The sequence below is a fragment of the Leucobacter chromiireducens genome (assembly GCF_003917135.1).
Classification (GTDB): domain Bacteria; phylum Actinomycetota; class Actinomycetes; order Actinomycetales; family Microbacteriaceae; genus Leucobacter; species Leucobacter chromiireducens_A.
Window position 1 is genome coordinate 1 of record NZ_RPDI01000003.1, and the last position, 13,091, is coordinate 13,091.

A 13,091-nucleotide genomic window follows, 5' to 3' on the forward strand; every position below is an offset into this window, starting at 1 on the left:
GCACGCGCGCGCGGGCGCGCGCCGGCGGCCGCGCGCCGACGCGCAGCACGTCCCCGAGCCCGTCGCCGAGCAGCGAGAACGCGATACCGGTGAGCACGACCGCGAGCCCGGGGAACGTCGGCAGCCACCAGTGCGTCGTGATGAACTGCTGCGAGTCGGCGATCATCGTGCCCCAGTCGGGCGTCGGCGGCTGGATCCCGAGCCCGAGGTAGCCGAGTGTCACGATCGCGACCATGATGAGCACGATCTCCGTCGCGAGCAGCACCAGCGCCTGCGGCAGCACGTTCGGGAGCACGTGCCGCAGCAGGATGCGCGCGTGCGACAGCCCACCGCCGCGCGCCGCCTGCACCCAGCCGGACTCGCGCAGCGCCGCGGTCATCGCGCGCAGCACGCGCGCGTAGCCCACCCAACCGACGAGCGCGAAAGCGAGCACGATGCCACCCTCGCCGGCGCCGACCGCGAACACGATCGCGATGACGATGACGTAAAAGGGGAATGCGATCACGGTGTCGGTCGCGCGCGAGGCGACCCAGTCAACGGCGCCCCCGAAGTACCCGGAGATGAGGCCGACGACGATGCCGATGCCGAACGGGGCGAGCGCCGCGGTGACCGCGAGTCGGAGGTCGGTCTGCGCGGCGAACAGCATGCGCGAGAGCACGTCGCGCCCCAGCTGGTCGGTGCCGAACCAGTGCTCGGGCGAGGGCGGCTGCAGGCCACCGGTGAGATTCTGCGCCGCCGGGTCGGCCGGGGCGATCACCGGGGCGAGCAGCGCGAGCGCCACGAGCGCGAGCGTGAGGATCGCGCCGGCGACGAGGGCCGGAGAGCCGGCGGCCCGGCGCAGCGCCCTCATCGCGCGGCCCCGTGCTGCTGGGCTGCGGCGGTGATCTGGCCGGCGTCTGCGACGCTGCGCAGCCGCGGATCGAGCGCGGCGGAGAGCACGCCGGCGAGCGTGGTCACGAGCACCACGAGCACGGCGCAGTACAGCGCGATCCCCTGCACCACGGGGAAGTCGCGGCTGCCGATCGACTGGAAGAGCAGCGTGCCGAGCCCGTTGATCCCGAACACCTTCTCCACGACGAGCGTGCCGCCGATGAGGTACGCCGTGTTGACGCTCAGCAGGGTGAGCGTCGGCAGCGCAGCGGAGCGCAGCACGTGCCTGCCGAGGATGCGGCGCTCGGGGATGCGCGCGGCACGCAGCGTCGTCACGAAGTCGGCCGCGAGCACGTCGATCAGCTGGGCGCGCAGCGAGCGGATCAGCGGCGGGGCCATGCCGAGCGCCACCGCGAGCGCCGGCAGGAAGAGACTCCGCAGCGGCTCGCCCGGCCCCGTCCCGACGCCGCCGACGGGGAACCAGCGCAGCTGCACCCCGAACACGATGATGAGCAGGAGCCCCACCCAGAACAGCGGCATCCCCATCCCCACCGCCGGCAGCACACGCACCACGTGGTCGATCCAGCCGTCCTGGCGCAGGGCCGCGGCGAACGCGAGCGGCACCGCGATGGCGACGGCGAGCACCACGGCGAAGAGCACGATCCCGAGACTCACCGGCGCCTTCGCGAGGATGAGCTCGCGCGTCGACGCCCCCGTGACGAGGGAGTTCCCGGTGTCAAGGCTGGTGAGGATGCCCCACGCGAAGTCGGTGAACTGCTGCCAGAGCGGCAGGTCAAGGCCGAGCTCCGCGCGGAGCGCCGCGATCGACTCCGGGGTGGCGCGCTCGCCGAGAATCATGGCGGCGGGATCCCCCGGCACCATGCGGAGCAGGAAGAACACCGCGATGACGACGCCGAGCATCACCGGCACGACGCGCGCGAGCACGCGGACGAGCTCGCGCCCGATCCCGCGCACGAGCCCCCGCGCCCGCTCGTTCCTCGTCACCACGTCATCACTGTAGTGCGCGCGGGGCCACGGGCCCCGCGCGCACGCGTCAGTTCGTCGCTTCGGCTACGCGCCGCCGCCGGCGAGCCAGACGTCCTGGAACCTGACGCTGCCGTTCGGCAGCACCGTGAAGCCGTGCACGTCGCTCGTCGTCGCCTTCAGGTTCGCGGGGAAGAAGAGCGGGATGTAGGGCACGTCGTCCGCGAGGATCTGCTGGATGTCCGCGTAGATCTTCGAGCGCTCGGCGCCCTCCGCCGTGGTGCGGCCCTCGTGCATGAGCTTCGTCACCTCGTCGTTCGTGTAGTGCGTCCAGTACGACTTGCTGAAGCCCTCAGGGTCGGCCTGGAACGTGATGAAGCCGTTCGGGTCGGGGGCGTCCGACTGTCCGCTGTTGAGCATCATGTCGAAGTCGTACGCGAAGAAGCGCTCGCGGAACACCGCGATGTCGAGCTGCTCGATCTTCACCTCGATGCCGATCTGGGCGAGCGACTCCTGCACGATCTGCGCGATCTGCGCGCGCTGCGCGTTGCCGCTCGCGATCAGCAGGGTCGTGCTGAAGCCGTCGGGGAACGCCGACTTCGCGAGCTCGGCCTTCGCCGCGTCGAGGTCGAACGCGAGCGGCGTCACCGTGTCGTTCGCGGAGTCCGTGATCGTGGGCGGCAGGAGCGCGTTCGCCACCTCAGCGGTGTCGAACGTCGTCGCGGCGGTGATGCCCTCGCGGTCGAGCGCGTGCGCGATCGCGCGGCGCACGTGCTGGTCGCCGAGCTCCTCGCGCTGCGTGTTGAAGAACACCTGCTCGGTCGCCCAGCCGGAGGTGTTCGAGAGCACCGTGTCCGCGGCGGAGTCCACCTCGGCCGCGTTGGCAGCCGGCACCGTGTCGATCGCGTCGATCTGGCCGGCGGCGAGCTGCTGGCGCAGCTGCGCGTCGTCGGCGATGACGCGGTACTCGAGCCCGTCGAGGTAGGGCTTCCCCTCCTGCCAGTAGTGCTCGTTCTTCACGAAGCTGAGGTCGCCGTTCGGGTCGAACGTCTCCACCGCGAACGGCCCGGTGCCAACGGGCTGCTGGAAGAACTCCTCCTCGCTCTGCCCGCCGAAGTCCTTCGGGAAGATCCCGTTCGAGAAGCCAGCGAGCTCCGACAGGAACGGCGTGTACGGCGTCTCGAGCGTGATCGTGACGTCGCGCTCACCCGTCTCCGTGATGCCCGTGATCGGCGCAGTGAGCGGCAGCGGCCCCTCCACCTCGAGGTGCCGGTTCAGGGAGAAAACCACGTCAGCCGGGGTCACCGGGGCGCCGTCCGAGAAGGTGAGCCCCTCGCGCAGCGTGAACACGTACTCCGTGCCGGCGTCGTTCGCCGTGTAGTCCGCAAGCCACGGCACGATCTCGCCCTGCTCGTCGAAGCTGACGAGCGGCTCGAAGATCTTGTCGATCGCGAACGCATTGTTCGCGGTGATCTGCTGGTTGAGGTCGAGATTGTCGGCCGAGGCGACCCGCCCGAAGGTGAGCGTGCCCCCGGCGACGGGATCGCCGCCGGCTGCGGCGTCGCCCGGCGCTGCGCCGGCGGCGCAGGAGGAGAGCACGAGCGCGGCGGCAAGCGCGGCTCCGGCGAGCGCCAGGCGGCGACGCCCGGAATTCAGTGCGGTCATGTGAGTGGTCCTTTCAAGGGGGAGGCTGGTGGGGCGGCGTGCAGGACTCCGGCGCGCAGCACGCCGACGATCGCTGCCGGATCGGCGAGCGCCCCGAGCTCACGCGGATCGCGTGAGAAGAACACGGCGTCGGCCGCGGCGCCGGGGCGGAGGGTGCCGGCGTGCGCGTCCGCGCGGACGGCACGGCCGCGATCCCGATCGGCGCGCGCGAGCAGCGCGGCGCCCGTGCGCGTTGCGGCGATGAGCGCCTCGGCGGCGCTCAGCCCCGCGCCGCGGAGCGCGTCAACCTCGAGCGCTGCGGTGCCGTGCTGATCGGGCGTTCCCGAGTCCGTGCCGACCGCGATCGGGAGCCCGGCGTCGCGGGCTCGGCGCACGGCGGCCGGGTGCGCCCCGATCGCCTCGGTCACTCTGGCGCGGAACGCCGCGTGGAGGCTGCCGGCGTCGATCATGCGCTGCACGAGGCGGTAGATCCGCAGCGTCGGGACGAGCGTGAGCCCGGCCGCGGCCGCGGCGCGCGCCTGCTGATCGGTCAGGAAGATGCCGTGCTCGATGCTCGCGGCGCCGGCGGCGATCGCGTCGTCGATCGCGTCCCCGCCCCAGGCGTGCATCATCACCGCGGCGCCGGCGCGCTCGGCGCGCGCCACCGCCGCACGCACCTCGGCAGCGGAGAACACGGGCTCCAGGCCGGCGCCCGCGGGGCTCGCCACCCCGGCTGTGCCGACGAGCTTCACCCACTGGGCGCCGGCGTCGAGCACCTCGCCCACCGCCCGGTCGAGCCCGCCCGCTGCGTCCGCCGCGGCGCGATCGAGCAAGCGCACCGAGAGCTGCACGTCCGGGCGCTCAGCCGCGGGCAGGGCCGCGAGCTCGGCGCGGCTCAGGCCACCGGCATCGCGCACCCGGGTGATGCCGGCGGCGAGGGTGCGCGCGAGGCCGGCGGCGGTCGCAGTGTGGCGGTCCGCGGCAGCGATCCCGCGCCGATCGTCCTCGTCGAAGGCGTGCCAGGCCGCGTGCACGTGCGCGTCGACGAGGCCGGGGAGCGCCCAGAGCTCCGCATCGGCGCGGCCGAGTGGGCGCTGCGGCGCGGGGGCCGCGGTGTCCGCGGCGGCGGTTGCCGCTGCCACGAAGCTGCCGTGTTCCCAGCGGAGCTCGCGCGGCGCGCTGAAGCTGCCGTCCGGCTCGAAGACGCGCACGCCGGCGATCGAGCCCGCCCCGGGCACCCCCGGTGAAGCGGGCCCGGCTGACGGTCGCGCCTGGTCCATGTGATTACGGTAGCGAGCCCTTCGGCAGTGGACCACTTCCCCGGCGCGACGCTGAACCACGCCGCGAGCAGCGGGTAGACTGGGCGGGTGACCAGCACCGCCTCCTCCCAGTCCGCACGCACGGCCGCGCGCTTCCAGCTCGCCCGTGGCCTGTTCCACCTCGTCGCCATCGTCGTGATCACGGTGTGGGGCTTCCTGTCCTGGCCGCTCCCCTTCCCCGGCATCTTCACCGGGCTCGGGCTCCTCGTGCTGTCGGTGCTGCTGTGGGCGCTCTTCCTCTCCCCGCGCCCCGTGCTGCGCGTCGACTACTTCGCCGCCGCGCTCTTCGAACTCATGCTGCTCGCCGCAGCCGTCGCCGCACTCCTCTCGCTCGGGATCTTCTGGGTGTGGCCCGCGCTCTTCGGCGTCGCCGGTGCCGTGGTCGGCTACCTCACCTCGCGCCGACGCCGCGCGTAGCTCGCCAGGCGGCAGACCGCGCACCGCGTGGGAAGCGCCTGAACGCGGAATAGCCGCGATCCGAGTGGGGTTGTATCGGGCATGACACATCCGTCCACGGTCGCCGGCGCCTCAGCCGAGCAGCTCATCCTCGGCCTCGACACCTTCGGCGACGTCACGTTCGCCGCGGACGGCAGCCGGAACTCGCACGCACAGGTGCTGCGCGACGTCGTCGCGGAGGCCGCACTCGCCGACCGCATCGGCGTCGACGCCATCACCCTCGGGGAGCACCACCGCGACGACTTCGCGCTCAGCTCCCCCGAGATCGCGCTCGCCGCGATCGCCGGCCAGACCGAGCGGATCCTACTCGGTACCGGCGTCACGGTGCTCTCGAGCGACGATCCGGTGCGCGTGTACGAGCGCTTCGCCACGCTCGACGCCGTGAGCTCGGGCCGCGCAGAGGTGATCCTCGGCCGCGGTTCGTTCACCGAGTCGTTCCCGCTCTTTGGCTACCGGCTCGAGGACTACGACCAGCTGTTCTCCGAGAAGCTCGAGCTCTTCGCGCGGCTGCGCGCCGAGGAGCCCGTCACCTGGTCGGGGCGGCACCGCACCGCGCTCGTTGAGCAGGAGGTGTACCCGAAGACGGAGCAGCCCAACGGGGTGAACGCGTGGATCGGGGTGGGCGGCAGCCCGCACTCGGTGCTGCGCACGGTGCAGGTAGGCATTCCCATGATGCTCGCCATCATCGGCGGGGATCCGGCGCGCTTCCTGCCGTTCGCGGAGCTGTACCGCAGCACGCAGGAGGAGCTCGGCCGCGCGCAGATGCCGCTCGGCGTGCACTCGCCCGGCCACGTCGCCCCAACGGACGCCGAGGCGCGCGAGCAGCTGTGGCCGCACTTCGAACGCAATCGCAACCGCATCGGCGGGGAGCGCGGATGGCCGGCCACCACGCGCGCCGAGTTCGAGCGCGAGGCCGACACTGGCTCGCTGTACGTCGGATCGCCCGAGACGGTCGCGCAGCGCATCGCGCAGACCGTGCGCACGCTGGGCGCCGATCGCTTCGACCTGAAGTACGCCAACGGCACGATGCCGCACGCCGAGCTGATGCAGAGCATCGAGCTGTACGGCACGGAGGTGATCCCGCGCGTGCGCGAGCTGCTGCGCGGCTAGTCGGCGCTGCGCGCGCTGCACCCGCGCCCGTTCCCGCGGTGCCCCGTTCCCGCAGCCCCAATCCCCACGCCCGTTCCCAATTCCCGCAGGAGAAATCTGGGATTTCGGAGGGTTTCACGGGAAACCCTCCGAAATCCCAGATTTCTCCTGCGGGGTTGGTGGGCGCGACGCGGCCTACGCCGTCAGCACCCGCCAGGTGCCCGTCTCTGCGTCGGTGGGCATGCCGTCGAGCACGCGGATCGTGCGCGCGTCCGGGTCGGTGATCACCGTCGCGAGGGTGGCCCAGCGGTCGCCGAACGCCTTCGACATGTCGGGCACGCAGGTGAGCGGCGGCTGCCCCTCGCCCGACAGCAGCAGGCGCACCATCGCATCAGGCGCCGCGGGCAGGCCGGCGGCCAATCGCTCCCGCACCAGTTCGAGCCGCTCGGAGGAGTCCGGCTCGTACAGCTCGGTCTTCTGGCCGCCGAGCGGGGTCGCGTGCTGGAAGTGGTTCGTGCGCTGCACGGATCCCGCGACCTCGGGGATGGGGAACACGCCGGCCGGGCTCATCTCGACGGACACGGCGCCCGTCGCGTCGACCATCGTGAACGCCGACGACGAGGTGATCGGCGCGCTGCGGATGAGCGCGAGCGCCTCGTCGATCGTCGCGCACTCGGTGAGCACCACGCTCGACAGCACGTGCATGGGAACGCCCTCGGGGTGGTCGTCGGCGTGCCCGAGGATGTTGAAGTGCAGCCCGAGCCCCGCCTCGTTGACGCCGATCTTGCTGACAATGCCCTGCTCGGTGAGCCCCGCGTAGCGGTAGCCGGGGCCCGCGACCGTGTGCGTGTGCCACAGCCCGTCGAACTCGATGTGCCAGTCCCACGTCTGCACGCCGAAGCGGTGCCCGTCGATCACGGAGGTGAGGGTGGAGCACTCGTTCGCGGCGCGGTTACCGAGCGCAAGGATCTCGGTGCGGGCGTTGAGCGCGACGACGCGGTCGAGCGGAACCCCTGATCCTTCAGCGATCCCGCGCAGCTCCTCGACGACCTCAGGGCGCCACTCAGCGAGCGTCTCCAGGATGGTGGCGATGCCGGCGCGCTCTCGATCGGGATCGACCTCGATCATGCGGAACAGGTTCGTGTACTGCTCGGCAGCCGCGGCGAGCGTGTCGCGCAGTGCGTGGCCGCGCGCGCGGCCGAGCTCGTACCGGGTGCCGCCGCTGAGATCCAGGTGGATGCGGCTCGTCTTCTCGGTCATGGTGTGGTTCTTTCTGGGGTTCGGCGCCGCGCGTGGTGGGCCGCGCGGCGGGATGAAGCGGTTGCTGGCGCGCCGAGGCCGCGCCGGGGTCCCTGCGGGGCACCCTGGCGCGAGCGGCTCGGCTCGGTTCGGAGCAGCGGGGGATCGCTACGGGCCTGAGCTCTCCTTCGTGCCGGTGCCGAGCAGAGCGTCCCGGAGGCCGCGCTGCGGCTTCCAGCCGGGGCGCGGCGCCGAGGCGATGAGCAGCTGCGTGTAGGGATCCTGCGGGGCGTCGAGCACCTCGTCGACCGTGCCGCGCTCGATGATGCGCCCCTGCCGCATCACCACGACGTCGTCGGCGATGTCGCGCACCACCGAGAGGTCGTGGGTGATGAAGAGGTAGGACAGCCCGTGTTCCTCGCGCAAGCGCTTGAGCAGCGCGAGCACCTGGGCCTGCACGGACACGTCGAGCGCCGACACCGCCTCGTCGAGCACGATGATCTCGGGCTCTGCGGCGAGTGCGCGTGCGATGGCCACGCGCTGCTTCTGCCCGCCGGACAGCGCAGCGGGCTTCGCGTCGGCGTGACGCTCGGTGAGGCCCACCTCCGCGAACAGTTCGAGGACGCGCGCGCGGCGTCCCGCCCGGTCGAGGTCGGGGCGGTGCGCGCGGAGCATCTCGTCGATCGTCGCGCTCACGGGGAGGGAGCGGTTGAGGGAGCCCTGCGGATCCTGGAACACCATTTGCACGAGCTTCGCGCGCTTGCGCAGCTCGCGGCGGGCGGTGGTCGGCTGCACGTCACTGCCGGCGATCCGCACGGTGCCGGAGTCGGCGGACTCGAGCCCGACGATCACGCGCGCGAGCGTCGACTTGCCTGACCCCGACTCGCCGACGACCGCGAGGCAGGTGCCAGCGCGCAGCTCGCAGCTCACGTCGTCGAGCGCCGCGACGCTCGCCTTGCGGCTGAGGTGGAAGGTGCGGCTCAGGCCGCGCGCCTCGATGATTGCGGTGTCGCTCATTCGCCCTGCTCCTTCGTCGCGGCTTCGCCGGCGCGCTCCCCCAGCCCGGGACCGGTGGGATGCCCGGCCGGGTAGAGCATGGGCCGCGCCGCCATGAGGTTTCGCGTGTACTCGGTCTTCGGGCGGTCCCGGATCTCGTCCGGCGTGCCGATCTCGAGGATCTCGCCGTCCTTCATCACCGCGAGGCGATCGCAGACGGCGGCGGCGAGGTCGAGGTCGTGGGTCACGAAGATCATGGACAGGCCGTGCTCCCGGCGCATCTCGTCGAGGATCGCGACGACCTCGGCCTGCGTCGTGACGTCGAGCGCGGTGGTCGGCTCGTCGGCGAGCAGCAGCTTCGGGGAGCCCGAGATTGCGCCCGCGATCACCACGCGCTGCAGCATGCCGCCGGAGAGCTGGTGCGGGTACGAGCGCAGCACGCGCTCCGTGTCCGCGATCCCCACTGATCGGAGCAGCTCCGCGGCCTTCGCCTCGGCGTCGGCGCGGCTCATGGACCGCGCGTCGGACATGCCCTCGATCAGGTACTTGCCGACCGGCAGCACCGGGTTGAGCGCGCCGTGCGGGTTCTGCGCGATCAGCGCGAGATCCTCGGCGCGGATCCTGCGCAGTTCTTCGCCCGTCGTGGCGAGCAGGTCAGTGCCGTCGAGTTCGATGCGTCCGTCGACGCGCGCGCCGCTCGGCTCGATGCCGAGGATGCACTTAAGGGTCATCGACTTGCCGGAGCCCGACTCGCCGACGAGGCCGAGCGCCTCCCCCTGCCCGAGCGTCAGAGCGTTGCCGTGCAGGATCTCGGTTTCGCGCCCGGTGTCCGGGTCGGTGACCGTGAGCACGAGCTGTTCGATGTGCAGCATCAGCGGGTCCTTCCTGCGGCGCGGCGGCCGCCGAGCTGTTCGCCGACGTAGCCGAACGCGGCGACGGTGATCACGATCATGAGGCCGGCGAAGATGCTCTGTTCCCAGAAGCCCTGCTGCAGCGAGGCCTGCCCGTTCGAGACCATGAGGCCCCAGTCCGGGGTGGGCGGCTGCACGCCGAGGCCGAGGAACGAGAGCGCCGCGAGCTCGATCATCGCGTAGCCGAAGTTGATCGTCATGCCGGTGAGGATCTGGGTGCGCACGTTCGGCAGAATGTGACGCACGGTGATGAGGAAACCGGAGATGCCCTGCAGCTGCGCGGAGGCCACGTATGGGAGGTTTCGCTCGCGCAGCGCCACCGAGCGGATGACGCGCGCCGAGTACGGGGTGAAGCCGATGGCGAGCGCAATCGATGCGGTGAGCAGCGACGGCCCGAAAATCGCCACCGCGAGGATCGCGAGCAGCATGTTCGGGAACGCGAAGAGGATGTCGAGGATCCGGCTGATAAACGCGTCGACCTTGCCGCCGAACCACACCGCGGTGAGGGCGAGGGTGGTGGCGAGGAACGCGGTGATCAGGATCACGATCGTTGGCCCGATGAGGCTCGTCCGCGCACCCCAGATGATGCGGGAGAGAATGTCGCGGCCCGACTGATCGGTGCCCATCAGGTGTGCGAGGCTCCACGCCTCGTGGCGCGCGGTGACGCTGCCCTCGAACGGGTCGTACGGCGCGATCACGGGCGCGAGGAGCGCCATCAGCACGACGAGCACGATGATCGCGAGGCTGACCATGCCGACGGGGCCGAGGCGGCGGCGCAGCACCTGCCAGCCGGTGGTGGGCACGTCGCCGCGGTGCTTGCGCAGCAGCTGCACCGCAACGGTGTCCTGCGCGCGCGTGTTCGCGTCGGGGCGCTTCGTGAAGTTCTGCTCGGTCATCGCGCTGCCACTCCCTGGCTCAGGCGGACACGGGGGTCGATCACCGCGTACAGCAGGTCGACGATGAGGTTGATGAGGCCGAAGGCCAGCACCATGATGAGGGCGATCGCCTGCACCACCGCGAAGTCCTTCTTCTGCACCGAGTTGACGAGCAGCGAGCCGATCCCGTCGAGCGTGAAGGCGTACTCGATCACAAAGGCGCTCGCGAGGAGGCCGGCGATCTGCGTGCCGATCACGGTGGAGACCGGCAGCATCGAGTTGCGGATCGTGTGCCGCCACAGCACGAGCTGCTTGGGCACGCCGCGCGCGATCGCCATGACGACGTGCTCGGAGCCCTGCTCCTCGCGCACCGCGGTGCGGGTGATACGCGCCACGACGGCGATGCCGGGGAACGCGAGCGCGATCGCGGGAAGCGTGAGGTGCCAGAGCCGGTCGACGAACCCCTCGCCGGATCCGGAGACCGGGAACCAGCCGAGGCTCGAACCGAAGAGGAACATGAGCACGAGCGCGGCGAAGAAGGTCGGCACGGCGAAGCCGAGGTTCGAGCCGAAGACCACGAGCTTCTCGAAGACGCCGGACTTCGTTGCGGCGAGCACGCCGAGGCCCACACCGAAGACGACGATGAGGATCGCGGCGAACAGCGCCAGGTACAGCGTGGTGGGGAGGCGGGACGCGACGAGCGTCGTCACGTCCTGCTGCGTGATGAGCGAGCGGCCGAGGTCGCCCTGCAGCACATCGAGCAGCCAGTGCCAGTACCGCAGCAGGAAAGGATCATCGAGACCGTACTGCTCGCGGATGGCCGCGAGCACCTCCGGGCTGACCGTGCGCCCCTGGACGAGGAACTGCTCGGGACTGCCCGGGGCAAGGTACATGCCAGCGAACACGATGAAGCTGGACACGATGAGCACGCCGACGAGGGCGGCAAGCCGTTTTCCAAGGTAGATCATGGACGATCCTTTCCTGCTGCGATCACGCGCTAGGCCGTTGCGCCGAGATCGGCAGCCCAGGGGTAGTACAGGTAGACGAACGACGCTGGCGCGCCCGTGATGCTCTCGTCCATGTACATGCGCACGGCGAGGTCGTTGATCGGCACCCACGGCTGCGCGGCCATGATGAGCGCCTCGGCCTCGACGGTCAGCTCGGCGCGCTTCTGCGCGTCGGGCTCAGCGATCGCGGCGTCGAGCGCTGCGTCAACCTTCGGGTCGGAGAACTTCGCGTAGTTCTGATCGCTGCCCGTCTTCGCGACGCTGATGAGGTGCAGCAGCGGATCCGGGGCGCTCAGGTAGTTCGTCGTGACGAAGCCGTCGAAGCCCTTGCGTGCCTCGGGGTCCGAGAAGAACGCGCCGAACTGCGCGCTCGGCACGCCGGTGGGCTCGAGGGTGATCCCGAGCTCCTTCGCGCCGTTCGCCATCTCGTTGAGGATGTCAGCGTAGAAGCTGCGCTCGCTCGGGTAGGCGATCTTGATCGGCTGCGACAGGTCGAGGTCTGCGCCCTCGAGCTCGGCCTTCGCCGCCTCGATGTCGAAGCTCAGGTCAGGGAGCTGCTCGTCGCGCAGCTCGGCGACGCCCTCGACGGCGTCCCACGCGGACTGCGGCACGACCGAGCGTGACACGGTGCCCGTGCCCTCGTAGACCGTGTCGGCGATCGCCTGGCGGTCGGTCGCGCGGGTCAGCGCGCGGCGCACGGCCGGGTCGCCGAAGAGCCCATCACCGGTGGAGATGATGGCCATGTCCTGCATGCCCTGGCCGGCGTACAGCTTGCCGCTCGTGCTGCTCGACAGCGTGCCGAGCGCGGGGAGCGGAACATCGTACGAGCCCTGGATCTCGCCCGTGGCGAGCCCGTTCGCGATCGCGGTCGGGTCGACGACGAAGCCGATCTCCACCTGCTTGGCGTTGGCCTGCTTGTCGGCGTTCCAGTAGCCGTCGTAGCGGTCGAGCGTGATCGACTGCCCCTGCTTCCAGTTGCCCGGGGTGAACTGCAGCGGGCCGGTGCACATCACGCCGGTCTCGGGGTTGCCGTAATTCTCGCCAGCGGCCTTCCGCTGCTTCTCCTGCACGACGACACCGATCACGGTGCTGAGGGAGGAAGGGAGCGTGTAGTCCGGCGTCTTGAGCTCGATCGTCAGCTCCGAGTCGCCGCTCGCGGACACCTTCGCGATGTTCGCGACGGTGCCGCCGCCCCAGTAGCTGCCCTCGGCCGGGTCGATGTGGCGGCCCAGGGAGAACGCGACATCCTGCACGGTCATCGGGGTGCCGTCCCAGAAGGTGACGTCGTCGCGGATCCCGAGCGTCCAGGTCTTGCCGTCCTCGGTGTTCGCCTCGGTCGCCAGGTTAGGCTGCACCGAGAAGTCGGGCTGCATCTGGAAGAGCGGCTCGCAGAGGTTCGAGACGATCGTGTTCTCGGGGTAGTTGAACGCCTTCACGGGGTCGAGGCTTGCGAGCTCACCGTAGGTGGAGTTCCAGGTGACCTTCTCGGCGTCGGCCGCGGGCTCCGGGGTGGTCTGCAGCAGGGCGTCTTCGGCGTTTGCGCCGCCGGCGTCGCCCCCACGGCTGCCGGAAGCGCAGCCGGTGAGCGCAAGGCCCGCGATGGCGAAGAGGGCGATGGACGCCCGCATCGGTGCGAGTTTCACGTTGTTCTCCATTCGAAGTTTCGTCATTGAATCCCCTGTGGTCCGGCGCGATGCCGAA

At 70.9% G+C, this 13,091-nt stretch carries 12 protein-coding genes; 2 read left to right on the forward strand and 10 right to left on the reverse strand.

The features are described 5' to 3' along the window. The 4 genes from EGM46_RS01985 to EGM46_RS02000 all read right to left on the reverse strand — a co-directional run. On the reverse strand, nt 1-850 hold an 850-nt coding region (locus EGM46_RS01985), incomplete at its 3' end, for an ABC transporter permease (RefSeq protein WP_164512782.1). Further along, nucleotides 847-1,878, reverse strand: a complete 1,032-nt coding sequence (locus EGM46_RS01990) for an ABC transporter permease (RefSeq protein ID WP_241156120.1) — start codon at nt 1,876-1,878, stop codon at nt 847-849. The genes EGM46_RS01985 and EGM46_RS01990, both read right to left, overlap by 4 nt. Before the next feature lie 63 nt (nt 1,879-1,941). Then, a complete protein-coding gene (locus EGM46_RS01995; protein WP_125098504.1) occupies nt 1,942-3,519 on the reverse strand; it encodes an ABC transporter substrate-binding protein in 1,578 nt (525 codons plus the stop codon). After that, nucleotides 3,516-4,778, reverse strand: coding sequence for an amidohydrolase family protein (locus tag EGM46_RS02000; protein WP_125098505.1), 1,263 nt, complete (start codon nt 4,776-4,778; stop codon nt 3,516-3,518). Before EGM46_RS02000 ends, EGM46_RS01995 begins: the two co-directional genes overlap by 4 nt. A gap of 87 nt (nt 4,779-4,865) precedes the next feature. Here EGM46_RS02000 and EGM46_RS02005 point away from each other — a divergent pair, with 87 nt between their 5' ends. Next, a complete protein-coding gene (locus EGM46_RS02005) occupies nt 4,866-5,234 on the forward strand; it encodes a DUF2568 domain-containing protein (RefSeq protein WP_125098506.1) in 369 nt (122 codons plus the stop codon). An 81-nt stretch (nt 5,235-5,315) separates the two neighbouring features. After that, nucleotides 5,316-6,383 carry an LLM class flavin-dependent oxidoreductase gene (locus EGM46_RS02010; RefSeq protein ID WP_125098507.1) on the forward strand — a complete coding sequence of 356 codons (1,068 nt, stop codon included), beginning with the start codon at nt 5,316-5,318 and terminating at the stop codon, nt 6,381-6,383. 174 nt (nt 6,384-6,557) lie between these two features. Here EGM46_RS02010 and EGM46_RS02015 read toward each other — a convergent pair whose 3' ends face one another. From EGM46_RS02015 to EGM46_RS02040, 6 genes are all read right to left on the reverse strand, one after another. Beyond that, on the reverse strand, nt 6,558-7,622 hold the full coding sequence (locus tag EGM46_RS02015) for a C45 family autoproteolytic acyltransferase/hydolase (protein ID WP_125098508.1): 1,065 nt from the start codon (nt 7,620-7,622) through the stop codon (nt 6,558-6,560). A gap of 147 nt (nt 7,623-7,769) precedes the next feature. Beyond that, nucleotides 7,770-8,618: an ABC transporter ATP-binding protein gene (locus EGM46_RS02020; RefSeq protein WP_125098509.1), complete on the reverse strand. Its 849-nt coding sequence runs from the start codon at nt 8,616-8,618 to the stop codon at nt 7,770-7,772. Then, nucleotides 8,615-9,469: an ABC transporter ATP-binding protein gene (locus tag EGM46_RS02025; protein WP_125098510.1), complete on the reverse strand. Its 855-nt coding sequence runs from the start codon at nt 9,467-9,469 to the stop codon at nt 8,615-8,617. Before EGM46_RS02025 ends, EGM46_RS02020 begins: the two co-directional genes overlap by 4 nt. Next, on the reverse strand, nt 9,469-10,404 hold the full coding sequence (locus tag EGM46_RS02030) for an ABC transporter permease (RefSeq protein ID WP_125098511.1): 936 nt from the start codon (nt 10,402-10,404) through the stop codon (nt 9,469-9,471). Before EGM46_RS02030 ends, EGM46_RS02025 begins: the two co-directional genes overlap by 1 nt. Next, nucleotides 10,401-11,351 carry an ABC transporter permease gene (locus EGM46_RS02035; RefSeq protein WP_125098512.1) on the reverse strand — a complete coding sequence of 317 codons (951 nt, stop codon included), beginning with the start codon at nt 11,349-11,351 and terminating at the stop codon, nt 10,401-10,403. The genes EGM46_RS02030 and EGM46_RS02035 overlap by 4 nt, the downstream gene beginning before the upstream one ends. A 29-nt stretch (nt 11,352-11,380) precedes the next feature. Continuing rightward, entirely contained in the window at nt 11,381-13,060 is a 1,680-nt protein-coding gene (locus tag EGM46_RS02040) for an ABC transporter substrate-binding protein (protein ID WP_241156121.1), read from the reverse strand. Nucleotides 13,061-13,091: the final 31 nt, after the last annotated feature.

Bases quoted from the DNA above. Each gene is read 5' to 3' on its own strand.
- EGM46_RS02040 (WP_241156121.1), bottom strand. From the start codon at position 13,060: ATGACGAAACTTCGAATGGAGAACAACGTGAAACTCGCACCGATGCGG.
- EGM46_RS02030 (WP_125098511.1), bottom strand. From the start codon at position 10,404: ATGACCGAGCAGAACTTCACGAAGCGCCCCGACGCGAACACGCGCGCG.
- EGM46_RS02010 (WP_125098507.1), top strand. From the start codon at position 5,316: ATGACACATCCGTCCACGGTCGCCGGCGCCTCAGCCGAGCAGCTCATC.
- EGM46_RS02020 (WP_125098509.1), bottom strand. From the start codon at position 8,618: ATGAGCGACACCGCAATCATCGAGGCGCGCGGCCTGAGCCGCACCTTC.
- EGM46_RS02025 (WP_125098510.1), bottom strand. From the start codon at position 9,469: ATGCTGCACATCGAACAGCTCGTGCTCACGGTCACCGACCCGGACACC.
- EGM46_RS02035 (WP_125098512.1), bottom strand. From the start codon at position 11,351: ATGATCTACCTTGGAAAACGGCTTGCCGCCCTCGTCGGCGTGCTCATC.
- EGM46_RS02015 (WP_125098508.1), bottom strand. From the start codon at position 7,622: ATGACCGAGAAGACGAGCCGCATCCACCTGGATCTCAGCGGCGGCACC.
- EGM46_RS01995 (WP_125098504.1), bottom strand. From the start codon at position 3,519: ATGACCGCACTGAATTCCGGGCGTCGCCGCCTGGCGCTCGCCGGAGCC.
- EGM46_RS02000 (WP_125098505.1), bottom strand. From the start codon at position 4,778: ATGGACCAGGCGCGACCGTCAGCCGGGCCCGCTTCACCGGGGGTGCCC.